This is a genomic window from Peptoniphilus sp. (genome assembly GCF_034090345.1).
Taxonomy (GTDB): Bacteria; Bacillota; Clostridia; order Tissierellales; family Peptoniphilaceae; genus Peptoniphilus.
Genome location: NZ_JAXDSS010000092.1, coordinates 1 through 25,859, shown reverse-complemented (window position 1 = coordinate 25,859; position 25,859 = coordinate 1). Strand labels below are relative to the sequence as shown.

The following is a 25,859-nucleotide window of genomic DNA, read 5'->3' as shown; positions in this document are numbered from 1 at the left end:
GAGAAGTCTTTCATCATATTACATTCTGTTAAGTTGAACCATTTCGTTGAATGTTTCAAGTTGAGTTTTAACTTGTCCGAAGTCAGACATTTGTTGGTCATATCCCATTTTGATAAGAGGTATACCGGCTGCCTCATAAGCTTGTTTAAGTGATGGATATTCCATTTCTTCCGTATCATTAAAGTTCATCATGAAAAGCAGGCATCCATCTGCATCGTTATCTTCTGCAAGTTTAACTACAAACTTCGGTCTCTTCCAGATATCCGGATCATAAAGAATTGGATCTTCGTCCATTCTTGCAAATTGATCTGAAAGTGCCATCATTGGGTCTGAGATTGATGTATCTACATCAATTCTAAATCCTCTTGATTCACTTGCAACGTCATCTGCTACTATATTTATCTTATAGTCATCGAATACTTTTAATAAACCTTCATTATCAGTGATAACACCACTTGTAACTACTCTTGGTCCATCCCATTCTTCTACCGGAAGTTCTCTAAGTTTAGCATTTAATTCTCTAAGAAGTTCATTGTGTTCTTCTTTTAACATATGCCATGATGCTTTAAGTACAAGGCATCTTTCAGAAGCTTTTACAGTTTGTCTGTGGTCTGCTGCTAATTTTATAAATTCTCTCTTCAATGCTCTGTTTTCATTATAAATTTCAAAAGTCTTAGCAAAGTTTTCATCCGGAATTTCTACTCCACAGATCTTTTCAAGTTCTTTTCTTGCTTTATCAAAAATCTTTGCATTATAGATCTTGCCAAATTCTTCTTTTCTATGTTGTCCGTGGTTTAAGAATACCATAGGTATTTTTCTGCCGGCAGATACTTTATAGTTTTGTGAGAATGGTCTTAATGTATCGTCAAGTGTTGTTACCATTGATGCACTAAGTCCATCAAGTGTTCCATCTAAAGCCATTTCTAAACATCTTAATGCCAATGAATAGTAGAAAGTTGGGAAATAATTTTTAGCTTTATCAATTGGACCTTGTCCACCCCAAATTCCTATTGGAACTAATCCACCTGCATGAGCTATCTCTTCAGGTGCATAATATGGGAATATACCCACTACTTTTTTACCTTCTGCAAGATATTTGTCTATTTGCTCTCTTTGATTATTTGCGATATGTGTTAATTTATCTAATATTTCTCTAATTTCCATGCTACACCTCAATCAATAGTTGGCTTTGACCAGTCAGTCTCTTTAGTGTTTTCAAAGTTTGTATAAACTTCTTCACCTTTAGCTTCTCTTTCTTCTTTTCTTTCGTCCATTATTTCAACAAGACCTTGAACTCTTGTCTTATATTGTTCTTCAGAGAAGTTTCTTTCGTCAGCTTGGTCTCCATCGAAGTGAACTACCGGAATATCTAAATCTTCTTTCCAACGTCTTTCGATTTCAGGCATTGCTCCTGACCAAGGTTTACATGATCTGTTATAGTTTACAAGAGCTCCACTGATTCCGTTTTCTTTAGCCATTGTTTCTCTCCACTCAACTCCATCTTCTATACATACTGAACATGGTGCCTTTGAGTAAGCTGCTGCCATTTCTCTGATTCCGTTGTATTGGAATCCAAATGCCGGCGCATAAACAACTGCTGTTACATTAACTCCTGCATTCTTTAGTGGTTCAAATAATGGTCTAAGTGCTGGCCAACAAGGAATTCCTTCGAATAGTATTCTGTGTTCTTCCGGGTATTCCCAAGTTGAAGTACCTTCTCTTACTGATTGTTCAAATTCTTCTGATAAAAGTTCAAAACCTTCAGCAGCTCTTACATCACATCTTGCAGCTACGATATCTGCCATGTGATTAAATAGGTCAAATCCACTTAGTGGAGATGGTTTATACGCCATGTATGAACAAGCTTTCAACCAAGCTGCAGCTGTTCTGTTAGCTATGTTACAAGCTTCTTCAAATTTCTTTTGGTCGAATTTTTTACCTGTTAATTCTTCAAGTTGTTTTATAGCATGTTCAAATTGTCCTACCATGTAGTCAATTTTTTCTTCAGATACTTCTTTTGTATTTTGGAATGGAAAGTCTACCATTATCATAGGTATGTTGTGAATTCTTGCAATATTTTCATACCATTTTGTCATCATGTTACAGATATTGTTACAGCAAAGTACGAAGTCAGGTTGAGGCATCTTTCTTGAATCAGTAGGTTCCCCTGCCGCAAATGCTAAAGATATTCTTGCATATCCGCAAATATCATTATCATACCCCATATCCTCTGCTGCATTACACAATCTAAGTCCATCTTTCTTTGCTGCTGTTGTAGCTGCATGGTTTTCCGGATATACAACTTGTAAATCAAATGCTTTTGCAAGTTCAATTGGGAACTTAGATGAACTCCATCCTACCAGTTCTCCTCTTTGCTTTGCATCCCATGCATCTCCATAAACGGCGTCTACCACGCCTCTAAGTACTGCTGCTGCCGGTTTGTGTCCTTCAACCGGTCTTGGTTTGATTCCCGGTATTTTTTCTAAAACTTTTTTAGCCATAATTCCTCCTCCAAAAAAAGGCTTTTGTTATTTATTAGCGTCTCTCTGTTGCTTCTTTAAATTATTTTGGTATTTTTGATATCCAAACAATGCTGCTCCTAGAGCACCATTTAATTGACATAGCTCAGAAGTATTAATCTTATGACCGATATTTCTTTCAAGTGCTCTTACCATACCTTTATTCAGTGCCACACCGCCTGTCATTACAACATCATCTTGAATTCCTACACGTTTAGCTAAAGAACCTACACGACTTGCTATTGCAACGTGTATCCCCTTTATTATGTCTTCAATCTTAGTTCCCTGTGCCAGTTGAGAAATTACCTCTGATTCTGCAAAAACTGTACAAGTTGATGAAATTGCGATATCTTTTTCACTCTTCTCGTCAAGTTCTTCAAGTTGGGATACATTTACTTCCAGAACTTTTGCTATTACATCTAAGAATCTTCCTGTTCCTGCGGCACACTTGTCATTCATAACAAAGTTATCTAGAACTCCTCCATCTCCTATTTTAAGCGCCTTGGCATCTTGTCCTCCTATGTCTATAATAGTGTGAACTCTTGGAAATAAGAAATAAGCCCCCTTTGCATGACAAGATAACTCAGACATTTGGAAATCTGCTTCCTCAAGCGCATTTCTACCATATCCGGTTGCCATTACAAATTGTATGTCATCTCTTGTCATATTAGCCGCTTCTAATACATTCTTAATTGCTCTCTTAGGTCCGCTTGTTCCTGCCCCAACATCTATAACAGTCTTAGCGATTATTTCCCTACCATTTTTTAAAATTACACCCTTTGTTGCGGTAGAACCAATGTCTATCCCCATTGTGTAAATAGATTCTGTCATACTTTCCCTTCCATACTTAAATTAATTATATTAAATTTATATTTGTTAAACATAATTGTACTACTTAGCAAACTTTATGTCAAAAACACCAAGTATGTAAAAAGCAGGCTTTGCAGCCTGCCTATTAATTACTTCCTATAAAGATTATCGAAATCTCTAATGATTCTTGGAAGAAGCATTTGATGAACAGGGCACACATGCTCAGGGTTTTGATAAGATGCTTCCGTGAAAGCAATCATGTAATTTCTGATTGCATTCAAGTTTACAATTTCATCAACCATTCCTGTCTTTGCACAGAATGCTGGTCTTGATTTTGTATTGTAATCTTCAATTAAAGCATTCATTTTGTCAATTGTTGGCTGAAGATCTTTTCCCGCTTTCTTGTCTTTAGCAAGACGTCTTGAGTACATAGCTACTGCTGCTGTTTCTCCAGTCATTACATTGATTTCTGTAGCTGCTGTTCCTATTGAGAATGCATTTGTTGAATTTCCTTGTGGACCCCCTAGTACATAGTGAGCTGCTGCTGTACCTTTTCTCAAAGTGATTTCCATTTGCGGAATTTCAGAATTTTGGATTGAGTAGATTAATGATTGTCCAAGACCTAGTAATTCAGCCCTTTCTGCATCATCACCTACATCAATTCCCGATGTATCTTGAATCCAGATAATAGGAAGTTTATCTCTAGAACAAAGTGTTACAAATTCATTCATCTTTATAAGACCTTGTCTATATAACTTACCTCCAATTCCAATAGCTTTTTCTTTGTATTCCGGATAGTTCATAAGGAACCCTTGAGCATTTGCAACAATACCCACTGGAAGACCGGCTATTTTTGCAACACCTGTTACCATTTCAGGACCATAGCTCTTCTTATATTCCATAAATTCTGAACCATCTACAAGTCTGGCGATTACGTCGTAAATGTCATAAACTTTTTTAGGGTTCATCGGAACTATTGAATATAGATCATTTACATCAAATGCCGGATTCTTAGGATCATCTACTCTGAAGAATTCCGGGTCATATGACGGAAGCATATCTACATATTTTTTAATTCCTTCAAGTACGCCTTCTTCTTCAACATATACTTCTCTGAAGAAACCTGTTTGAGCAAAGTGAACTCCAACAGATCCCGGAGGAGCAACTTTCTTTGCATTAGTTGTTGCATCTGCAATTTGGTTTGCACTTTCTTCATCTATATATCCCTTAGGATTCATACCGCCAAGGATCCCGGCTCCACCAACCGCCATGTTGGCATCTTTGTGAGCTATAAGGATTGTAGGGGATATAGAGTGATATCCGCCACCTGCCGGGTTAGTTCCATAAATACCTACTATTACAGGTATTCCCAATTGATTAAGTTCAGCATTTCTATAAAATGGAGTACCTCCACCAATTCTATTTGGATATACTTGTTCTTGAACGTCAAGTTTTACACCTGAGCAGTTTAATACATATACTAGAGGCACTCTAAGTCTCTTGGCTGTATCAGATGCTCTGACAAGATTTTCTGCTTGATGTGGTACCCAAGCTCCTGCTAGTTTCTTGTTATCTGAAGCTATTATCATAGCCCATTTCCCATTTATACGTCCAAGTCCTTTGATTATACCTGTTGAACCAGTATCGTTGTCAGCCGGATCAAATAGCGAGTTTAACGGACACCAAGTTCCTTCGTCAACTAATTCTGCAAGTCTTTGAAGCGCTGTCCATTCTCCCTTTTCATTTATTTTATCATCCGGTTTTCCGGCAGCTTGAGCAGTTTGGATAGCATTTTGAATTTCAATTTCAACTTGTCTTACAAGGTCAAAATTTTCTTGGTTAGCCGCTTTTAAAGGGTTACCAATTGCTTGCATATGTTTAAAATATGGATTTAATGAATAATTACTCATGAATCTCCTCTCAATATTTATTCTTCTACAGGCACTTTAATAAACGCTTCGCCTGGATCAATTTCTTCTCTTATTAGCTTGATTACTGATTCATCCGGTGCTTCAAGTAATACTGCACGAGAAACATCTATATCAAATCCTGTATTTTCAAGCACATCTTCAGGACTTGATGTTGGATAATATCCGGCTAAATACATTTTCTTAGTTTCTTCATCAAACTTCAAAATACCCCTGTCAGTTACAACCATTTGAGGCCCTACATTTTCAGGAATTCCTGCACGAGTTCTTCCACCGGGACCATCCATCCAACCCGGAGATGTAATGTAATCTATTTTTTCCATAAATCTTCTTTTTTCATGTTGCATCATAATTACAGTGTTTACATATGAAGCAATACCGTTAGCTCCACCTGACCCTGTAAATCTGGTCTTAGGATTGTTATAATCCCCGATTACTGTGGAGTTTACGTTTCCATATGGGTCGATTTGAGCTCCCCCGATAAAAGCTATCATTCTTTCTTTGTTGTGCAACCATTCACAAGCTTCAAACCCTATGAATCTAACATTTGGCCATTGAACAGCACATTGTGCCATAAATCTGTTATCCCCTACTGATCTTGGTACTTCGATTGGAGAACAGTCCATAAGGCCGCTTTCTACTATTATTTGACATTCCGGAGCGAATGCTCTTTTAGCTACAGAAGCCCCTATTAGAGGAAGTCCTGTACCTACTATAACAATTTGGTCGTTTTTAATTTGTCTAGCGATTGTTACCGCTTGCATTTCTTTGTTTGTATAGTTATCATATCTTGCCATTATTTAACCTCCTTTAGGACATTTGTAGCATATCCAAAGCCTTGAACAGGATGTAAGTTAATTAATCTTGTCGCACCTAATTTATCTAAGTATTGATCATGTTCTTCAATGTCGTAAACCCATTCTTTCATGTATGCATTGAAGTCTTCTTCTGTCTTACTTACTTTGTCATACATTTTGTAGAATGCCGGATCATAATCATAGTAATCATAACATTGTGATGGGTGAGCACCGTATGGTACGTGAACTACTGCATCCACACAGAATCCCGGGATTGAGTTAAGAGTTGGGTCACGTCTGATTTGTTCGTTGCTTACAAGCTCTTCACAAGTTACAATTGTTTTTCTCGCTGCTACAGCTATGTCAATGTCGTGGAATTCATCTCCGATAATTCTGCAAGTTCCGTCCGGTGATGCAACTTGTACGTGAATAACTGCTGTATCAATTACAGGTACCGGTACTGCAACAACTTTTTTGTCATCTGTGAACGGATTTTCCACATATACAAACTTGTCATTTGGAAGTTTGTCAATTTTTTGTCTTTCTTCTTTAGAAATACCCCACTTATCAACTAAGTCTGTACCCATCATAAGTTTTACCGGAAGATATGGAAGACCAAGTGATGCTGCGTGCAGTCTTAACATTTCAACATCTTGAGAATAATCTTCAAATAGTAATTCACCTTTTTCAATAGCTTTTCTAAATCTTCTTGATACATTTGTATAACCGGAGTTAGCAGTGTAGCAGTTGATATAAGCTTTTACTCTTCCTTCTCCTATAAGCATGTCCCAATCTCCACCAGCAGGACCTGCTTCAGCTATAAATTCTTTTTGTCCTTGTCTTAAAATTTCATAAACAGCTGCGTAAGGTTTTCTGTTTGTTGTAAATCCACCAAAGCTGATTACATCGCCGTCTTCTACATATTTGCTAACGGCATCTTTTAAACTCATTACTTTACTCAATGTAAATTCCTCCTTTTTTATTTACACATCAATTGAGAACCTTAAAATAAGGTCCTCAAAAATTCTTAACCAAATACTAATAAGAATAGTCCGGCAGCTACTGCTGAACCGATTACTCCGGCAACATTAGGACCCATTGCGTGCATCAATAGGAAATTTGTAGGATTATATTTTCTACCTTCAACTTGTGATACTCTAGCTGCCATTGGTACCGCAGATACTCCCGCTGAACCAATAAGAGGATTTATCTTTCCTCCTGTTGCATAGTATAACACTTTTCCAAAAAGCACACCGGCAACTGTCGCTGCTGAGAAAGCTATTAACCCTAGAGCTATAATTTGAAGTGTTCTAACATTTAGGAAAGCTTCTCCACTTGCAGTTGCACCAACTGTAGTTCCAAGCATTATAGTTACTATATTCATCAATGCGTTTTGAGCAGTGTCAGAAAGTCTTGCTGTTACGCCTGATTCTTTAAATAAATTACCTAACATCAACATACCTAAAAGAGGTGCTACCGATGGTAGTAAAAGCGCTGTAAATAATACCACCACTACAGGGAATATTACTTTTTCAGCTTTTGATACTTTTCTAAGAGCAACCATTTTAGTTTCTCTTTCTTTTTTAGTTGTAAGTGCCTTCATGATTGGCGGTTGAATTATAGGAATTAACGCCATGTATGAATATGCAGCTACAGCTATTGGAGCTAATAATTTCGGTGCTAATTGTGATGTTGTAAAGATTGCTGTCGGACCGTCTGCTCCACCTATGATACCGATTGATGCTGCTTCTTGAGGCGAAAAACCTAGAGCAATAGCTATCATGAATGCAACGTAAATACCGATTTGTGCTGCCGATCCCAATAATAATGAAACCGGATTAGCAATTAATGGCGAGAAGTCAGTCATCGCTCCAACGCCCATAAATATTAGACATGGGAATAGGTTTGATTTAACCCCTCCGTAAATTATTCTCAATACCCCTGAATTATACCAGTGATCTGTCGCTTCTCTCATAAGACCCGCATCAGGTAAGTTTGTAAGCATCATACCGAATGCAATAGGTAAAAGAAGAAGTGGCTCAAATTGTTTTTTGATAGCAAGATACAATAGTATAAAGGATACTAAAAACATTACACCTTCTTGCCAAGTCATTGACGCAAATCCTGATTGGCCTAAGATGCCTTGTAATACTGAAAAGAAATTCAATTTAGTTTCCTCCTATTTATCTTACTTTATTTCTGCCAATAGTTGATCAGTATCAACTGTTTCTCCTTGTTTAACTTTTAATGAAACTGTACCTGAAGTTGTTGCAACAATTTCATTTTCCATTTTCATAGCTTCAAGAATTATTATAACATCTCCTGCGTTTACAGAAGCTCCATCATTAACGTTTACTTTAAGGATTGTTCCCGGCATTGGTGATGTAACTGCATCTCCGCCTGTTGATGCTGCCGGTGCTGCTTTAGCTTCCGGAGCCGGTGCTGCTGCGGGTGCGGGTGCCGCCGGAGCTGCAGGAGCTGCAACAGGTGCTGTTGGAGCTTGAGGAGCTCCGAAATCGGCCATGCTTAGTGATCTTGGTCCGCCGCCTACTTTTTCTACTTCTACTTCAAATGTTTTTCCATCTACCTTTACTTGATACTTCATCTTAAATTTGCCTCCTAATTATTTCTTTTCTTCAATAGACACTATTTTAAATTTATCTACTGATAATTTAGTTTCTTCTGATACTGCTGCAATTATAGCTGCAACAACGCTTAAATCTTGTTTCGGTTCAACCGGCTTGGATTGAACTGCTGCAGGTTTTGTAACAGATTCTTCTTTTACCACTGCGCCAACGACAGCTGAGATAATCTTTACAAATAATGCTATAGAAATAAGAGCCAAAAATACAACCGCTATTGCTGTTATAGAATAAATGGCAGCTTCTCCCAACGTCATAGTTTCGCTAGTCCACATAAACACACCTCCCGATTCCATATACTGGAACTAATCCCATCTTTATGTAATTATAACAAATAAAATCTACATTATCAACAAAGCCCTACCCAAATAAGGTTTTCTAACTATAGATTTTTCTTATTAGCCTACTGTTACAATACAAGTAACTATATCGTTCCTCATCTATTATAGCCCAAGTAGTTATACTATAAAAGTTAGAAATTGTTTTTATTTCTATTATGCTCAATTTCATATATGGTATAATCTAAAGTGATATATTATGAACAAGGAGGTACTTATGAAAAAGATAATTTTATCAGCTCTACTTGCAGTTTCTCTTTCAAGTGTAGTTTATGCACAAGAAGCTTCCGTAACAGATCAAGTTGTTTTGTTAGATGGCAATAAAGTTGAAGTTCAAGGTTATAATATTGACGGCAGCAATTATTTTAAACTTAGAGATATTGCCGCCATTTTAAAAGATACTAAAGTTAGCTTTGATGTAAATTTTAATGAAGACACTAATGACATATTGATTAAGAGATTTTCAAAATATGAACCGCTTCCAACAGATTTGCAAAAGTCTGATGTAAAAGACCTTGAAATTCAGCCGGCTTTTCAAAAAGCTCGTGTTGACAATGATAAAGTAAAATACAGTGGTTACTTAATTAACGGAAACAACTACTTTAAGCTTAGAGACTTGGGCAAAAATTTAGGATTTGTTGTAGATTACAATGAAGCTGAGCGTAAAGTCCTGATAAGGTCTGAAAAAATAGAACCCAAGGACCTAACTTCTCGTGAAGAAATAAAATTAGTTAACCTAACTGCAGCTGTTTCCTCTAACACAAAAGATTTAACTCCAGAAAAAGATGTTATCAGCGTTTATGATTTTACTGACAAAGCAAATATCATAGGTCGAACTGACAATGGACAGCAACACGCTTTAGAGGTTGAATACCTGTCAGAGGAAAATGTGCTTTTACTTACGCCTATTCAACTTAAATTTAAAGGTAGCCTGAAAATTACTCCTATTGTAAAAGTTGAACAAGACGGTAAGAGTGTATTTTTTGTTTTGAAATCAAAGAATATTGAATTAAACAACTTACCTACGGGTATAGATAAAAATGCTAACTATGTTCTTACTCTTGGATACTATGAAGGTGAATCTACTTTTAAAGGTCTAAGTGTGATAAATGTTAAAGGAGGACTGAAATGACAGTTACTAAAGATACTATTATAGGAGAAATCCTTAAAGATAAACCCGAAGCTATTGGAACTCTTATGAGTTTTGGAATGGGTTGTATAATGTGCCCTGCTTCTCAAATGGAATCACTTGAAGAGGCAGCTATGGTTCATGGCATTGATGTTGATGCACTTGTTACTGCTATCAACAAATTAGAATCTAATTAAATATAAAAGCGAGGGTGGACTCACTCTCGCTCTTTGTTATTTTATATAAAAATAGTTTGTATATGAAAACTCCTTATAAAATAATAGTAATCATGAGGAATTTTTCCTTATTCTAATCAGGAAGTTCCATACGCAAAATTATTTACAGACCCAACAAATCAACTTATTCATCTGTATCTAAAATTATATTATTTTTATTAGTATTTATTAACCTTGTTTAACTATCTTTACCTACTATAATTACTCTATCCTTTTCATTCTCATCCACTTTAAAAGTTAAATTACTATAGTCACCCACTTTTTCTTCTCCATTATACCAGACAAGATAATAAAATCCCAGCCCTCCATATGTTTGTTTGAACTTAACTTTTGGAATAGTTACATTTTGTCCTTGCTTTACATTTACATCTATTGTTTCTAAAGAGTTTTCAAATTCTAATTTCCCCTTGAGTAAGTCTGATTGAATTTTAAATTCTACTACTACTTCACGAGACTATTTAGGCAATTGTTGTCCATTTTCTATAACAATCTCAAATTCTAATGTCTCATAACCTTTAGCACTAGCTTTTGCCTTATATGTTTTTCCAACTTCCAAATCTTTATTAAATTCAAATTTTCCATCACTGTCCAATTTAACTTTACCTTGTAATTCTGTATCTAACGTAGCCTGATCATTACTGTCTAATGTATAAAGTACATTGTCATTATTATTTGAATTAACTTTTAATCTAACACTATATTTAGAGTCTTTTTCTTGGAGTTTAGATTTATCTATTTTTACTTTTTGTTGTTCTACTGTATAGTTTTCTCCATCAGAAAGCTTAAGTGTTCCTTTTAATTCTTGTAAAGTTATTGTTCTTTCAAAATTTTCTTCATTTAAAGGATTTATATCTGTTTCTTTAGTAATATAATTATCTTTTGATACTTTCAGCTTATAATATCTATCTTTTTCCAAATAATAAGTTTTATTTTCTCTAGGATTAATAACTGTTCCGGTTTCTCTTTCTATAATTTCTACCTTTGCATCTTCCGGTTTAGTATTTACAGTGTACTTAATCATAAAAAATTTAATCAACACTTCATCATAAGCTTTTTTTAAATCCTTATGTTTGCTTTTTATCTCTTGCTTAAGATCATCATATTCCAATAAAGCTTTTTCTGCTTGTTCTTTAGTTGCACTTTTAGAAGTTAACAATCTATTGAATTCTTGTTTCAAAGTCACAGCTGTGTACTGATCCTCTAATTCCCCTAAAAGTTTCATATCAAGATAAGCCCTAGTTTCTTCATCTGATTTTTCTATTTTCTCTAAAAGTTCTCTAATTTTAGGTCCTTCTTGTGAATCTTTTAGTTCGTTTGCTTTTTTTGTTAATTCTTCGATATTAGATATAGTAGACATATCTATATTAACAGTTTTTTCTAAATTAAATATTTCAGCTAGTATTTCTTTATACTTACCAGAAGTTAAAATTTGTTTTGCTTCCTCAACCAATTTTTCTAACTCTTTGACTTTAGGATCAGCATTAAACTTTTTAAATCTTTCTTTTATCTTTTCTGCTTTATCTATATTTTCTTGAAGTTCTTTTTTCGCTTGAACTAATTTTTCCTGTGTTAATTGACCTTTTTTAATTTGTCCTTCAAATGCCTTTAATGCTTCTTTTAATTTTGAATTTTCAGGTAGAACATCATTTATATCCCTAGTCTTCTTAAACTTTTCAAAATTTGTTTGTAAGTTATCATAAGCTGAACTTAACTTGTCTTTTATCTCTTGCTTTTCAACATAACTATCTTTATCAGAAATATCCAGTGGGTCCTCTGTAGGCTGCAAAACTTTTACCCTTTCTAACAAACCTCTTGCCTTCTCTAAAAGCTCTGTTACTTCATTAAATACTATAAGCACTGCCTTTTCTTTTGCTATCGCTTTTTCTAATTTTGATATTGCTTCTTTTACTTCTTCCAGTGATTCACCGTTTACTGAAACTTTATTTGCTTCTTTATAGGCATTTGTAAACTCATCGCTTACATTTTTATCTTGGTATAGTGGAAGTGATTCTTCTAGTAGTTTATTTAATTTTTCTGTTTCTGTTGCTATGTCTAAATATTTTCTTCTAGCATCGTTTAATGTTGTTGTTTCGTTTGTCTTTGCTTCTACATTTCCTTCGCTTAGAACTTTTTCTGCTTTTTCTATTGCTGTTTTTAGTTCTTCTGCTGCTTTTGCCGGCTCATTTTTGTTTTCTTTTAAGGCTTTTTTTGCTTTTTCTATTGTTTCTTTTAATTGAGCGTTTGCTTCTGCTTCTATTTGTTTGTTTAGTTCTTTTTCTTTTGCTATCGCTTTTTCTAATTTTGATATTGCTTCTTTTACTTCTTCCAGTGATTCACCGTTTACTGAAACTTTATTTGCTTCTTCATAAGCTTTTTTGAAGTCATTACTTACATTTTTATCTTGGTATAGCGGAAGTGATTCTTCTAATAGTTTATTTAATTTTTCTGTTTCTGTTGCTATGTTTAAATATTTTATTCTAGCATCGTTTAATGTTGTTGTTTCGTTTGTCTTTGCTTCTACGTTTCCTTCGCTTAGAACTTTTTCTGCTTTTGCTATTGCTTTCTTTAATTCTTCTGCTGCTTTTTGCGGTTCATTTTTGTTTTCTTCTAATGCGTTCTTTGCTTTTTCTATTGTTTCTTTTAATTGAGCATTTGCTTCTTCTTCTATTTGTTTTTCTAATTCACCTGGTTTTGGTTCCACAGGTTTTGGTTCTACAGGTTTTGGTTCTACAGGTTTTGGTTCTACAGGCTTTATTTTAGCCATATCAGTACTATATTTTGCAATTAAATCTATGTCTCTATAAACTCTATCATTAAATTCAAAATATTTGCCAGTATCTCTATCCATCCATCCTTCAAATTTATAGCCATCTACTTCCGGGGCATTTATACTTGAAACTCTATCTCCTTCATATACATACTTAGTGTATAGTTGAGCTTTGTTTATGTCATAAAATCTTACTGCATATTCTCTATTAGCTAAATAACCATTATTCCACCACCAATTTATAGCGCTTGGTTTAGTGCTTTCTTTAACGCTTAGTTGCTTTTCAGCATTTTTAACAGTAAGTCTTATCTTTTCTTGACATAAATTGTATATCATCTCAAAAACATCTTGTCTAGTAGCGTTTTTATCATTTTTGCCGTCTAAATTTTTAATGTCTTTTAAGATATTATTTGTCTTTGCAAAATTTACTTCTGCTGTTGGCCATATTTTTCCCTCTGTTAAAGATGTTTTCCATTCAGGATGTAGTTTAGAAAGTATCGTAATAATTTCAGCATTTGTTATTGGGTTTTCCGGGTTAAATGTCTTATCGGGATATCCGTTAACGTAACCTTTAGTAGTTGCTACATTAATATATCCGTTAGCCCAATGTTCTACATTTACATCAGTAAAACTACCTTGAGTCCCTTTAGCATTATCGGCTTCTTTTTCATAGTTTGAAATTAAAGCTGCCATTTTTGCAACTTCGGCTCTTGTTATTGTCTTGTCTAAATTCAGACCATTCCCTCTTCCTTTAACCCATCCTTTATTGATGAGCCACTGTACCTTTTCAGGAATTTGTTCTTTTGATGTTTCTGTTGCTAATACAGGGTTGGCAATTGAAATCATCATTACTAAGGTTAAAAATAAAGTAAATATTTTCTTTTTCATTTCATCCTCCTATTCTTTAATTTAAACCTTTAATTAGTCTATCGATATATATAAAAAGACCCAAGTATTTCAAAATACTTGGGTCTTTTATGACAACTTATAATTATAAATTTTTAATATATTAGATAACAGTATACTCCCGTTTGTTTGTTTGTTTGTTTGTTTGTTTGTTTGTTTGTTTGTTTGTTTGTTTGTTGCGATTATCATATGCTATTACCTAATTGTCAAACATTCAATTTTAATAATTATATCATAATTCCAACTAATTTTCTATTCTATTTACAATATTTTAACATTGAAAATATTGTAAATAGAACTGGTATATGTTTTCAATTAATAAATTCTTATTTAGTCTTACTTTTATTTTACAGAATCTTTACCGCCTATAATTCCTACTGAAGTTGCTTTTTCAGACTTATCAGCTTTTTCAAGACTTTCTTTTTCTTTCTTTGCAAATTCAGCTATCATAGCTTCTTCTTTTGCTTTAAGTGTTTCAGCTAATTTTTCATCAGTTGTATTATAGATGTCTATTACGTAGAATGGTGCCATTTCTGCGTCAAATTTAACTTTGTATCCTAAGTTTTCTGATAAAAATCTTAATGGAACTATTGTACGTCCATTTTCTATTACTGCCGGTACATCAAGAGTAACTTCTTTACCGTCTACAGTTGCTTTGTTTGAACCTATTTTAAGAACGATAGATTTATCAGCTTTAGTTGCTGTAACTGTTTGATTCTTTTCGTTCCATTCAACTTTCGCCCCTAATTTTTCAAGAAGTGCTCTGAATGGTACTAAAGTTCTTCCTTCAACTATTGTAGGTTGTTGGTCTGAAAATTCTAATTCTTCTGCATTGACTCTTACGTTTATTATAGGTGTTTGATCTATATGGAAAATTAAGTCCATATATTCTGCTGAAGTTAGTTTTTTAACTGATTTAGGTATCATAACTTTTACTGAATCATCTTTTACCGCTTCAGATTTCATAGTCATAGCCATATTGAACATGTCTTTAACTTTTAGGTCTAATACCACTTCTTGTAGGTATCTTCCTTCTTTAAAATCTATTGATGATTTTAAGCTTGAACCCTTTATTGTTTCTTTTGCTTTATTAACTGACTTAGCAAAGTCGTCTTTCTTAAATTCTTTAACTGCTCCTTTGATAGTAGCTTCGTCTACGCCGGCTTCCATCTTGTTTGCTAATTTATAAATATCACCTGAAACTTTATCCCAGTTTGCTACGATAGTTGTAACTGAATTTATAATTTCTTGTGCCATTTGGTCAGATGTAGCTTCGTAAGTGAATTTGTTTCCTTCAACTTTCATATCACCTAACGGTTTGTATCCTTCAAGAGCCTTATTTAAAATGCTCATCACATCAGCGTTGAATTCAGCAGAGTTTACATATTCCATAACTGCTTTTTGCGGCATTATTGCAACTGAATTTTCTTCATCCGTTGCTAAAAGTACATAGTCTTCTTTGATATTTGCCAAAGCTTCTTTGTTACCCATTGCCATAGCATTAAAGTAGTCTTTATTAATATAAACTTTTGTCCCGTCTACAAACATATGCATTTCAAATTTATCAGGAATCATCTTCATAGCTTCTTCATCGTTTTCTGCAGGAGCCATTTTCTTAATAGCTGTCATATCCATAGATACTTTAACTTCTGCTTTTTCTTTTCCCTCTGAAACGCCCGATACTGTCATAGGCATTTTAACTTCTTGTGTTTTCCCTTGATCGTCTTTAAAAGATACTTTAACTTCTGCTTGTCCTGATATTTTAGAGCCTTTCCAGTTTTGTACCTCTTTAGTTTTTTCTAAATATGCTGTAATGTTTGGGGTACATCCTACTAAACTCATAACCATTGCAAGCATCATTACAATGCTTATTATTCTCTTCTTCATACTAATGCCTCCTTTTTTTGATGAGTTCATTATATCATAAAAGCGATTCCTATTATATTACATTTATATTTCACTATTTTATAAGGGGAACAAAAAAACCGGATAAAAAATCCGGTCTATAATATATTTATTTTTAATTGTTCAAATTTTCTTCAGTAGTCAATAGCTTATCTAAACGATATTGCTTAAAACCTTAGTCTTCAATTGCTATTCTCTCTACTTTTTTAACTAAATCTACTAAGTCGTACATTGGTATCACTCCTTAATATTTTGTTATTTTTAATATACCCAAATTTTAGAACTATAATCATTTTTTTAATTTTTATGATATAATTTTTTTAATTAACTTATTTGGAGGTATCATGAAAAGCAATTTAAAACTTGGAATTATAATATTTATATCTTTGTTAATTCCGTTGGGGATACAAACTTTTTTTAAAAATCAATCAGCTATTGAAGGTTCGATCTTTATGCATATGTTTTGGATATTTGCAAATTTCTTATTTTTATCGACAATCGATGAATTGTTTGCAGAGTATTCCAAGCTTACAAGACTAAAATCTCTAAAGATTAACTCTTTAAATTACATAGTTAAAATTTTAGTTTATGTTATATTTTTGATCTTTTTAAATTTATACATTGTAAGAACTATGTATTTACCTGAACACAAGCTACTCACAACTGTAACTAATCCAGCAGTGGTTGCTCTAATACTTTTGATATTCTTAGTAAATTTACTTTCAGGTCTGTTTGAAAACAAAGAAGAAAGTAAGGAAACAAATGTATACACTTTCAGCAATAAAAATTCTTTCAGAACAGGAAGAGATACTTTTAATGTAGCTGGCGGTACTTATGCTGATGGGTTTGTACTTGGAAATCTTGTGCTTCCCTATTCTTCGATCAAGTCAATTTATACAGACAAAGAAAATAGACTTGTTATAAAGGGCAAAAAAGAAGATGGTAACTACAGAATTTCTATAGACTCTGAAAAAACTATCTCATTTTTCAAAAATCTATTAAATAAAGCAATTTCTGATTCCAAAATAGATTCCAAAATAGTTAAAACTAGGTAGCTCATACACTGCCTAGTTTTTTATTTATAATCTCATTTCAAAGCCTTGTTTTGCTATGGATTTCAAAACATCTCTTCTGATTTCATTTGTCGATAAAAACTTTTTAACAACTTGATCCGTAAAACAATCTGACCTCTGTCCGTTGTCCCTGGTATCATAATAAGTTGTCATAGTTTCATCATAACCTTTAAATGCTTCTAAATAATTTTCATACTCTTTATATTCATTTTCAAATACTTTTAATTCAATCGGCATCTTAGGTTTTACCTGAGGTTTTTCGGCAGGATATCCAAAACCTAAACCAACTACAGGAAATGTATACTTAGGTAGTTTTAATAACTCAACCATTCTGTCATAGTCATTTAATATCGATCCAAAATAAACAGCTCCCATTCCCAACGACTCAATTGCAACCACCATATTTTGAGCGCCTATAATAGAATCTGTGAAGCCTTGGAAAAATTTATCCATGTGTTTATATGCGTCTTCTACATATCCTTTTTCTTCAGCTATTCTATAATTTCTGTATAAATCCACAATAAATATCAATAGTTCCGGAACATCTTCCAAATATTCTTGATTAGACACTTTCATTATCTCATGTTTTATCTTTGGGTCTGTAACTCTTATTATAGATGCTTGTTGCATTCCGGTTGAACTTGCTGAATGATTATATACATCAAATAATTTATTCAACGTTTTGCTATCTACTTCTCTATCTTCAAATTTTCTTATAGTTCTATGTTCCAATTGATTTTCTATAGTATTCACGTTAATCACCTCTGTATATTTCTACCCAAACATTATATTGTTAGATACTGCAGTAATATAAATTTATATCTTTTTCACTTTTAATTTAAAAATAAAAACCTTTTACCTAATTTGCTTTCTTTTTTCAATCTTACATAGTATCATTAAGTTGATGTGAGGTGAACGATGATTAACTTTATTATTATATCCGCAATAGTGGCTGCAATTGCCATCGGATACAAAACAAAACTTAACGTTGGGTTAATAGCGCTATCTTTTTCATACTTAATAGGATGTTTCTTACTTAAGATGAATCCAAAAGAAGTCATTAACCTTTGGCCAATGAGTATATTCTTTGCTATTTTTTCAGTTAGTATGTTCTATAATTTTGCCGTAGTTAATGGCACAATGGATAAACTTGCTAACCATATACTCTACAAAACCAAAAATTTCCCCGAAATGTTATACATAATTATCTATTTAATTTCTGTGCTACTATCTGCAATGGGTGCAGGATTTTTTACTGTTATGGCAGTATTTTGCCCTATTGCCATAGCATTGTGTAAAAAGAGTGGAAAAAATATACTTATTGGCGCACAAGCTGTAAACTGGGGAGCTTCCGGTGGAGCTAACTTGATGACAAGCGGTTCGGGAATTGTATTCCAAGGCCTTATGAAAGATGCCGGATTTGAAAACGAAGCATTCCAAATGGGAATTCCAATCTTTTCATTTACTGTTATCTATCCACTCATAGTACTTATAGTATTATTCTTAGTGAATCGTTTTAAAAATGGAAATATTTCAAAGACCTTGGAAGTAGAAAGACCTTTACCTTTTAATGCCAAACAAAAGATAAATCTATTTCTAATCGCACTTACATTTGTCCTGGTTTTAATATTCCCTGTAATGAATATCCTAAACCCTGAAGTACAATGGATTGCAAATATTAACTCTATGCTCAACATAGGCCTTGTCTGTATAACTATGTCAGTTATCTCTCTTTTACTTCATTTAGCAGACCAAAAAGAAGTATTAATTCGCATTCCATGGACTACTATCATCATGCTATGTGGTATGGGTATACTAATTCAAATTGCAGTTAAAGCCGGAGTTATAAGCCAGATAGGAACATTTATGGACTCAAATGTGCCGGAATTTTTAATACCTACAGCCTTCTGCTTAGTCGCCGGAGCTATGTCATTCTTCAGTTCCACACTATCAGTAGTTACTCCATCGCTTTTCCCTATAATAGGTGCTATGGTTGCTGCAAACCCCAACTTAAATGCGACTCTTCTATTTACTGCAACAGTTGCCGGTTCGCTCTCAACTAACATATCTCCATTCTCATCTGCCGGATCATTGATGCAGATGTCAGCGCCAACCGAAGATGACAGAGAGTGGATGTTTGACAAGCAGATGTTTGTAGGCCTACCCATAACTTATGGTTTGGCAATAGTCAGCGTTTTAATCTTAACTTTTGTAATGACATAAAATTAAGCTCAGTGATTTCTCGCTGAGCTTTTTATCTTAAATTAAATTTTTTATTAATTTGAAAGTTCCATAATCCTATCAAGTTTTTCTTTAAGTTCAACTATCGGCACAAACCTTGCCATTCTAAAAAATTCTTCCCCCTCAACATACATTATTAACACAGGAAAAGTAAATAATTGAAACTGCCCTCTAATTTCACTTATATCATCAACCCAAATAAATTTTTCTTTTATCATCGGATATTCACTTAAAAGCTTTTGAACTTGCGGCTTAAGCCCATGACATACAGAGCAAGTCTCAGTTCCAAAATAGAGTAGGACATATTTATTTTCTAATATAAAACTTTCTATTTTTTGTAAATTCCTCATTCTTAAATAACTCCCATAAGTAAAATCATTTATATTAATTTATCCTATTAAACATTCTACTAACAATCAAAATTTCTCAACACCTCTTTTATAAAGAATTCATAGACTATAAAAATAATCCCAACAACTAACATTAGGAGTGCTAATTTTTTATTTATCTTATACACTTCAACTACATCATTAACCCAAACTAATCCCCACAATATTAAAGCCAAAAAGATTAAAACAATTGCACACAAAGACAGTATTGTAAACCACGGATTAGGATATGCTACATCAAAAATCACTAATAAAACTAATAATAATACTCCTATTGAACTTAAAATTATATTTACCCTTACCAGTTTCTTAAAAAAATCTCGTTTCTTTTTTCTTCCCATATCAATCTCCTTATTACTTAATTTTAGTATATTTAAAGACTATGTTCTTATCAGCTCCCATTCTAATATTAATATCTTATTAAACCTAGACATATAAGCCAGTCCATATGAGTAATATTTTTAACCATTTCTTTAATTAAATTATTTATAATTTATCACAATCTATTAACAACATCAGCTAATGAATTAAATAATTAATTCTTAAATCCCATAGTCCTTATTTGTTTTCATATTTATTCTATGGGATTCATTTCCGGTGTGTATAGTGGAATATGTGTTATAATTATATTTTCAGGGATGTTAAGTCCTTTTGATTTATACTATGCTGCTCCATCACATGCCAGTAAGATTACATCATTCTTGTATTGTTTAGATAACTCTTGTGAAAAGATATTCATAAAATCTGTATTACAATAAGATAAGCCTAAAAAGAAATTTTCTCCTGTTTTTGGCTCTATTACTCCATAGCATATCTATATTCTCTTACATGATGTGAGGAAAACTCAGGCCTTATTTTATCATTGCACAAACAATATTTCGACTTATTTATACGACCAAATCCTGCTTCTCCTTAAAACATAATTCTTATTTTTACCAAGGTAAACTTTTCTTACTTTTTCTAATTTTGTGTTAATTTTTTGAGGTTTTTATAACCTTTTCACTTATTTTTAGGATATCTACTTCTAGATATGATTTTTCTAAATACGTGTCTTTTTTAATACTATATATACTTGACGTGTTCCTATGAAATGCCCTACAATTTATATATATATATGCTTTTTCAATTTTCTTAGCTGTAATTATTTGCCCACGTTCTGTTTTTTTCTTCAAAAAATTACATAATTCTATTTATTATTTAACGGATACTAATATAAGAATTTTCACTAAAATTTGTGACATAGATTGTCTTATTTCCTTCCTCTGCTCTTGTGCCCTTTATCCCATCTCCTATGAAGCATTTGTTCAGTTATCCCCTCGCTACTTTCTTCTCGTTTGACATGGACTCTCGCCATAATAGTTCCATTTCAATTTAGATTGTTCAGCACTTCTCTCCATATCCATTACATATACTTCTTCACTACTATAGATTCGACGACTTTTCGTGGTTTGTTGTTATTAGTACAGCTATTCCGTTCACAAGACCTCACGTGATAAGTAGTCATTCTCTCCTAGTTTACCTTCCTAATATGCTACATACAGATTACTTTTACTCTTTTAGACTTCGTGATTTTGAGATCACTTATCCACCGCAGACGCCTTAGTATTAGGTTCCTATTCGTCAGGCTACGATTTCGCTATCCTGTCTTCTCGCCTATGCCTCACGATATAATATTGGGAATCAATATGGGTGCCCATCAGCAACTAAGCCCCTTGCAGACTTTCACCACAGCTTGGCAGCATACCATTAATGTACAAAAAAGGACCTCATCCGAGGTCCTTTTATTCTTATAAACTAGAATTTAATTTGTGCAAATCCTGTTATGATAAGAACATTTATAATGTCTATAGCAAAAGCTCCTACCATAGGTAAAATAAAGTATGCCTTTGGTGCTGGACCATATTCTTCTGTAATTGAGTCCATGTTTGCAAGAGCATTGTAAGTTGCTCCCATACCAAATCCACACATCCCCCCTGAAAGGACAGCTGCATCATAGTCTTTACCCATAACGATAAAGCACACAACATAAGCAAAGAATGCCATGAATATAGTTTGTGCAAACAAGATAATAAGCATTGGTCCTGCTACAGCTTTTAATTGTGTTAAATCCAGAGTAATAAGAGCTATTACAAGGAAAATATTAAGTCCTATATCCCCACAAATGTCATTTGCTCTTTGATCAATAGCAAATATTTCTTTCTTCCCTAGAGTATTTACAAAAACACCAGCGAAGATCATTGCCGCAACATATTCAGGTAAGTTAAGTGGTGTTCCTGCTATTGAGATATGTTCAGCAAGGAAATTCTTTAGGATTGCTCCTAGACCTACAGAAACAAATATAACACACAAAACTTTTAAGAAATCTGCTGCTGTAAGTTGCGCTGGAACATTTCCTCTTTTTTCTCCAATAGGTTCTCTTGCAACTCCTTCTTCTGAAATTTCAGTATCCATTGCAAATTCTTTGCTTGGTTTTAAGTTATGTTTTTTAATTAATGATGAACCAACAGGTCCGCCTATAAGTGAACCCATTATAACACCGAAAGTTGCTGCAGCCAGTGCTACAACTTCGCCCGATTGTAAGCCCATTTCTTCAAGAGTTGGTCCCCAAGCCCCTGCTGTCCCGTGTCCACCAACCATTGTGATAGAACCGCAAGCAAGACCAAGAAGTGAATTTTGACCTATAACTTTTGCAAGCCCCATACCTACAATATTTTGACCTGCTACTAATACTACAGAAATAAGTAAGAAAATTAAGAACCCTTTTCCACCCTTTTTAAGCGTTTCAAGGTTAGCCCCTAACCCTATTGTAGTGAAGAATACCATCATGAAAGGTCCTTTCAATGTAGTATCCATTTCAAAAGTAGCAATTCCGCCAACTTTGATTAATAAATGAATAAGAGCAAATAAGAAACCACCGATAACTGGTGCTGGGATACAAAATCTTTCAAAGAATTCCACTTTTTTTCTCAAAAACTTACCAACGTATAACATTATAATTGCAATAGCTGTTGTTTGCATCATGTTGGTTTGTATTGTTAATAAATCGCCCATAAATGAACTACCTCCTCATTGTTTTTAATACGATCATTAAAAACATTATGTATAATTTATAATAACTTTCATTAGGTATTATAACAAAACGTTTTCTATACTTCAACTAATAAACATCAATATTAACAGATAATTAACGGTATATCGTATAGATTTATCATGATAATATAGAATAGTTTTTATTAATTTCTAGACTCTTTTAATTAAAAAATCTAAGTTTTGTTAAAGTTTAGCTATTTATTTAATTTTATATTTGATTGATTTATTAAATAAGTGTAAAATAAATATTATATAAGTAAATTTTAAAATTAAGTATAGAACAAGATGTTGTCGTGCTCATATTAAAAAAATATGAGCATTTATATATAAAAAATAAATTTTATCAGTGTCTTAATTTATTGTTAGATGCTTTGATTTAGAAGGATGTTAATATGTATAGTAAAGAAAATCCTATAGGCATTTTTGATAGCGGAATAGGTGGACTTTCTGTCTTAAAAGAGTTAATCAAAGAATTGCCTAATGAATCATATGAATATATAGGTGATACTTTAAGGATGCCATACGGAACAAGAACACCTGAAGAAATTTCAAACTTCACTTCTGAATGTTTGGATTTTCTTAAAAATAAAAATATAAAGGCTGCAGTTTTAGCTTGTAACACAGCTACTTGCTATGCCCTTGAAAATGCTAAAAAAATATTTGACTTTCCTATTTTAGGAGTTGTTGAACCAGCATGTGAATATGCAGTTGAAGTTTCAAAAAACAAAAAAATAGCTCTTATAGCAACTGAAAGCACTGTTAAATCAGGAGTATATGAGCAAACTTTAAAACAAATTGACCCCAATATAGATATTCGAGGTGTAGGTGCTCCAGATCTTGTGATTGCAATAGAAAACGGTACATTATATGGCGAAGAACTTGAAAATATAATCAGAAGGTATCTAAATGAACTGGGTGATTTTGAATATGATACTCTAATCCTAGGATGTACTCACTTCGCTCTAGCTACAAATACATTTAAAAAGTTATTTAAAGAAGAAAATATTGAAATAGCATTTGTAAATCCAGCTAAGGGCACTGCATTAAATCTAAAAAAAATACTAGAAGATGGCCTTCTCTCCGATAATAAAAGTAATACTAATATAAACTTTTATGCTACAAAAGATATTTCTCATTTTGAAGAAAATGTTAACAATGTAATAAAACACAAAGGTACAGAAAATTTCATAGAAGTTAAATTTTAAAAGGGCTGTTGTAAATAGTCCTAAAAAACAGCTACTTTATAAAAAGGAAAATATTTTTTGATATAATTAATATATAACTAATACCTTAAATTAAGCATAAAAAGCTTACACTAAATCTTTCAATATTTCAAGTAATACTCATCACTAATAAAATTAATAATCTATAGTTATCAAACATATGTGACAAGAAAACCATCCAATAATATTTTCAAAGGGCGTAATTGTCTTTCACAAATAATACATATTTCTGTCAAGGGGAAAAGCGGAGCGACCCTTGACAGGGATATGCATTATTTGTAGCCTTATGCAGCCCTTTTGAAATATTCATCAAACATCTCTTTTGGCGTCTTAAATGCTAATACTTTTCTTGCTATATTATTTGTTCTTATGCTATATCTTTGAAATGATTTATACATTTCTTCTCCGCTCTTAAATCTTTTTTTACTGTAAAATAGCTCGTTATCTATCTTGTGACTTCTTTCTACTACTCCATTTTGCCATGGGAAATATAGTCTTGTTCTTATGTGTTCTATTTCTAAATATTCTAATGTTTTTTCAAATGCTGATTTCTTTTGTTCTCTATCATTACAGAATTCTTTACCATTATCTGTCTGTACTGTTTTTATTTTAAATCCAAAGTCTTTTTCTAGTGTCTTTAGCATTTTTGAGGTTTCGTGAGTGCTATTTCATTTACTAGTTTAAGGATTCTTTTTCTGCTGTATAAGTATATTGCTGTTATTTGATAGTATCTTTCGTAGTTACTTTTAAATCCTATGCATTCGAGCGGTACGTATTTTAAATCTATTTCTACAAATTCTCCCGGAGAAGTTCCTTTTATTGGTTTATATTTGCTTTTTGGATAACTTATTTTCCTTAGTTTTTCATAGTTTTTAAGCTTTTTTATTTGTTTACACATTGAGCCGTAGCTTCGTTTATATTCTGCATCAAGGCATTTTCTATATACTTGACCCATTCCTTTGTGTTTATGGCATTGGTATTTTTTCTAATACTAATCACTAATAAAATTAATAATTAAAAATCCAATCTCTATGTGTAACACACTTAACCATTTCTTTAGTTAATTTATTTATTGTTTGACATAATCTATTTGATTTATGCCATGCTGCTCCACCACATATGATTAAAATTATGTCATCTTTATATTCTTTTGATAGTTCTTTTAAAAATACATTCATGCAGTCTGTATTACAGTATGGCATTATTAAAAAGAAGTTTTCCCTGTTTTTGCTTCTACTGCTCCATAAATATATCTATATTCTCTTATAGGGTGTGATGGAACTTCTGGTCTTATTTTATTGTTACACCAGCAGTATTTTGGTTTGTTTATTCTACCAAAGCCTGCTTCGCCTTGGAACATGATTCTTACTTTTTTATCCGGGTTAACTTTTCTAAGTTCTTCTGCTTTGGTGTTAATTTTTTTGAGGCTTATATAGCCTCTTTGTCTGCTTTTTTAAAATGTCTACTTCTTGGCATTATTTTCTAAATCCATGTCTTTTTAGTAAATAGTATATTTGACTACCACCTATTGTTTTACTCAAACTAAAAATAAAAAACGTATATCATTCTTTAATAGATTGACATACGTTCTTTATAAATCCGGCAAAACCTACTCTCCCAGGCCGTCTCCAACCAAGTACCATCGGCGTATTAAAGCTTAACTTCTGTGTTCGGTATGGGTACAGGTGTGTCCTTTATACTATTGATACCGGATGACTAATATTCTTTTTTAATCTGTGCACATTAATAAAATAAAAGACATACATAGTCTTTTATTAGATCGACATACGTCTTTATAAATCCGGCAAAACCTACTCTCCCAGGCCGTCTCCAGCCAAGTACCATCGGCGTATTAAAGCTTAACTT

General features: G+C 33.1%; 24 protein-coding genes and 1 rRNA gene. 5 read left to right on the top strand and 20 right to left on the bottom strand.

Features of this window, described 5'->3' with window-relative positions; all coding sequences use genetic code 11:
- Window positions 1-18: 18 nt before the first annotated feature.
- From SOR77_RS07760 to SOR77_RS07720, 9 genes are all read right to left on the bottom strand, one after another.
- The gene (locus SOR77_RS07760; protein ID WP_320636553.1) at window positions 19-1,164 is read right to left on the bottom strand and encodes a 2-hydroxyacyl-CoA dehydratase subunit D; all 1,146 of its coding nucleotides are present in this window, start codon (window positions 1,162-1,164) and stop codon (window positions 19-21) included.
- 8 nt (window positions 1,165-1,172) lie between these two features.
- On the bottom strand, window positions 1,173-2,501 hold the full coding sequence (locus SOR77_RS07755; RefSeq protein ID WP_004820138.1) for a 2-hydroxyacyl-CoA dehydratase subunit D: 1,329 nt from the start codon (window positions 2,499-2,501) through the stop codon (window positions 1,173-1,175).
- 27 nt (window positions 2,502-2,528) lie between these two features.
- Window positions 2,529-3,350 carry an acyl-CoA dehydratase activase gene (locus SOR77_RS07750; protein WP_320636552.1) on the bottom strand — a complete coding sequence of 274 codons (822 nt, stop codon included), beginning with the start codon at window positions 3,348-3,350 and terminating at the stop codon, window positions 2,529-2,531.
- Between the two features lie 128 nt (window positions 3,351-3,478).
- Window positions 3,479-5,239, bottom strand: coding sequence for an acyl-CoA carboxylase subunit beta (locus SOR77_RS07745; protein ID WP_320636551.1), 1,761 nt, complete (start codon window positions 5,237-5,239; stop codon window positions 3,479-3,481).
- A gap of 17 nt (window positions 5,240-5,256) precedes the next feature.
- Entirely contained in the window at window positions 5,257-6,054 is a 798-nt protein-coding gene (gctB, locus tag SOR77_RS07740; RefSeq protein WP_004820131.1) for a glutaconate CoA-transferase subunit B, read from the bottom strand.
- Window positions 6,054-7,016, bottom strand: coding sequence for a glutaconate CoA-transferase subunit A (gene gctA, locus SOR77_RS07735; RefSeq protein WP_004820130.1), 963 nt, complete (start codon window positions 7,014-7,016; stop codon window positions 6,054-6,056). Before gctA ends, gctB begins: the two co-directional genes overlap by 1 nt.
- Before the next feature lie 65 nt (window positions 7,017-7,081).
- A complete protein-coding gene (locus SOR77_RS07730; RefSeq protein ID WP_115312341.1) occupies window positions 7,082-8,167 on the bottom strand; it encodes a sodium ion-translocating decarboxylase subunit beta in 1,086 nt (361 codons plus the stop codon).
- Between the two features lie 75 nt (window positions 8,168-8,242).
- Window positions 8,243-8,659, bottom strand: a complete 417-nt coding sequence (locus SOR77_RS07725; RefSeq protein WP_004820125.1) for a biotin/lipoyl-containing protein — start codon at window positions 8,657-8,659, stop codon at window positions 8,243-8,245.
- 18 nt (window positions 8,660-8,677) lie between these two features.
- Complete coding sequence (locus tag SOR77_RS07720; protein WP_040552221.1) at window positions 8,678-8,971, bottom strand: OadG family protein; 294 nt, start codon at window positions 8,969-8,971, stop codon at window positions 8,678-8,680.
- 280 nt (window positions 8,972-9,251) lie between these two features.
- Between SOR77_RS07720 and SOR77_RS07715 the strand changes: the two genes are divergently transcribed.
- Window positions 9,252-10,166 carry a hypothetical protein gene (locus SOR77_RS07715; protein ID WP_320636550.1) on the top strand — a complete coding sequence of 305 codons (915 nt, stop codon included), beginning with the start codon at window positions 9,252-9,254 and terminating at the stop codon, window positions 10,164-10,166.
- Window positions 10,163-10,360 (top strand): DUF1858 domain-containing protein, encoded by a 198-nt coding sequence (locus SOR77_RS07710; RefSeq protein WP_004820119.1) that lies wholly within the window; start codon window positions 10,163-10,165, stop codon window positions 10,358-10,360. The genes SOR77_RS07715 and SOR77_RS07710 overlap by 4 nt, the downstream gene beginning before the upstream one ends.
- 493 nt (window positions 10,361-10,853) lie before the next feature.
- On the opposite strand, the gene SOR77_RS07705 is transcribed toward SOR77_RS07710, so the two are convergent.
- Both SOR77_RS07705 and SOR77_RS07700 read right to left on the bottom strand, forming a co-directional pair.
- On the bottom strand, window positions 10,854-14,054 hold the full coding sequence (locus tag SOR77_RS07705) for an S-layer homology domain-containing protein (protein WP_320636549.1): 3,201 nt from the start codon (window positions 14,052-14,054) through the stop codon (window positions 10,854-10,856).
- A 360-nt stretch (window positions 14,055-14,414) separates the two neighbouring features.
- On the bottom strand, window positions 14,415-15,959 hold the full coding sequence (locus SOR77_RS07700; RefSeq protein WP_320636548.1) for a copper amine oxidase N-terminal domain-containing protein: 1,545 nt from the start codon (window positions 15,957-15,959) through the stop codon (window positions 14,415-14,417).
- 362 nt (window positions 15,960-16,321) lie between these two features.
- Here SOR77_RS07700 and SOR77_RS07695 point away from each other — a divergent pair, with 362 nt between their 5' ends.
- Window positions 16,322-17,032, top strand: a complete 711-nt coding sequence (locus SOR77_RS07695; protein WP_320636547.1) for a hypothetical protein — start codon at window positions 16,322-16,324, stop codon at window positions 17,030-17,032.
- A gap of 24 nt (window positions 17,033-17,056) precedes the next feature.
- Here SOR77_RS07695 and SOR77_RS07690 read toward each other — a convergent pair whose 3' ends face one another.
- On the bottom strand, window positions 17,057-17,803 hold the full coding sequence (locus tag SOR77_RS07690; RefSeq protein WP_320636546.1) for an NADPH-dependent oxidoreductase: 747 nt from the start codon (window positions 17,801-17,803) through the stop codon (window positions 17,057-17,059).
- Between the two features lie 165 nt (window positions 17,804-17,968).
- On the opposite strand from SOR77_RS07690, the gene SOR77_RS07685 reads away from it, so the two are divergent.
- A complete protein-coding gene (locus SOR77_RS07685; protein ID WP_320636545.1) occupies window positions 17,969-19,273 on the top strand; it encodes an SLC13 family permease in 1,305 nt (434 codons plus the stop codon).
- Window positions 19,274-19,326: 53 nt separating this feature from the next.
- On the opposite strand, the gene SOR77_RS07680 is transcribed toward SOR77_RS07685, so the two are convergent.
- From SOR77_RS07680 to gltS, 3 genes are all read right to left on the bottom strand, one after another.
- Window positions 19,327-19,641: a thioredoxin family protein gene (locus tag SOR77_RS07680; protein WP_320636544.1), complete on the bottom strand. Its 315-nt coding sequence runs from the start codon at window positions 19,639-19,641 to the stop codon at window positions 19,327-19,329.
- A gap of 59 nt (window positions 19,642-19,700) precedes the next feature.
- A complete protein-coding gene (locus tag SOR77_RS07675) occupies window positions 19,701-20,021 on the bottom strand; it encodes a hypothetical protein (RefSeq protein ID WP_320636543.1) in 321 nt (106 codons plus the stop codon).
- Window positions 20,022-21,474: 1,453 nt separating this feature from the next.
- A complete protein-coding gene (gene gltS / locus SOR77_RS07670) occupies window positions 21,475-22,731 on the bottom strand; it encodes a sodium/glutamate symporter (protein ID WP_320636542.1) in 1,257 nt (418 codons plus the stop codon).
- Between the two features lie 431 nt (window positions 22,732-23,162).
- Here gltS and murI point away from each other — a divergent pair, with 431 nt between their 5' ends.
- The gene (murI, locus tag SOR77_RS07665) at window positions 23,163-23,975 is read left to right on the top strand and encodes a glutamate racemase (RefSeq protein WP_320636541.1); all 813 of its coding nucleotides are present in this window, start codon (window positions 23,163-23,165) and stop codon (window positions 23,973-23,975) included.
- 302 nt (window positions 23,976-24,277) lie between these two features.
- Here the strand turns inward: murI and SOR77_RS07660 are convergent, their stop codons facing one another.
- From SOR77_RS07660 to rrf, 5 genes are all read right to left on the bottom strand, one after another.
- Window positions 24,278-24,637 carry a hypothetical protein gene (locus SOR77_RS07660; protein ID WP_320636540.1) on the bottom strand — a complete coding sequence of 120 codons (360 nt, stop codon included), beginning with the start codon at window positions 24,635-24,637 and terminating at the stop codon, window positions 24,278-24,280.
- A complete protein-coding gene (locus tag SOR77_RS07655; RefSeq protein WP_320636539.1) occupies window positions 24,631-24,948 on the bottom strand; it encodes a hypothetical protein in 318 nt (105 codons plus the stop codon). Before SOR77_RS07655 ends, SOR77_RS07660 begins: the two co-directional genes overlap by 7 nt.
- 52 nt (window positions 24,949-25,000) lie before the next feature.
- A complete protein-coding gene (locus tag SOR77_RS07650; RefSeq protein ID WP_320636538.1) occupies window positions 25,001-25,195 on the bottom strand; it encodes a hypothetical protein in 195 nt (64 codons plus the stop codon).
- Between the two features lie 2 nt (window positions 25,196-25,197).
- Entirely contained in the window at window positions 25,198-25,353 is a 156-nt protein-coding gene (locus SOR77_RS07645; protein ID WP_320636537.1) for a hypothetical protein, read from the bottom strand.
- Between the two features lie 237 nt (window positions 25,354-25,590).
- Window positions 25,591-25,706 (bottom strand): 5S ribosomal RNA (gene rrf, locus SOR77_RS07640).
- Window positions 25,707-25,859: the final 153 nt, after the last annotated feature.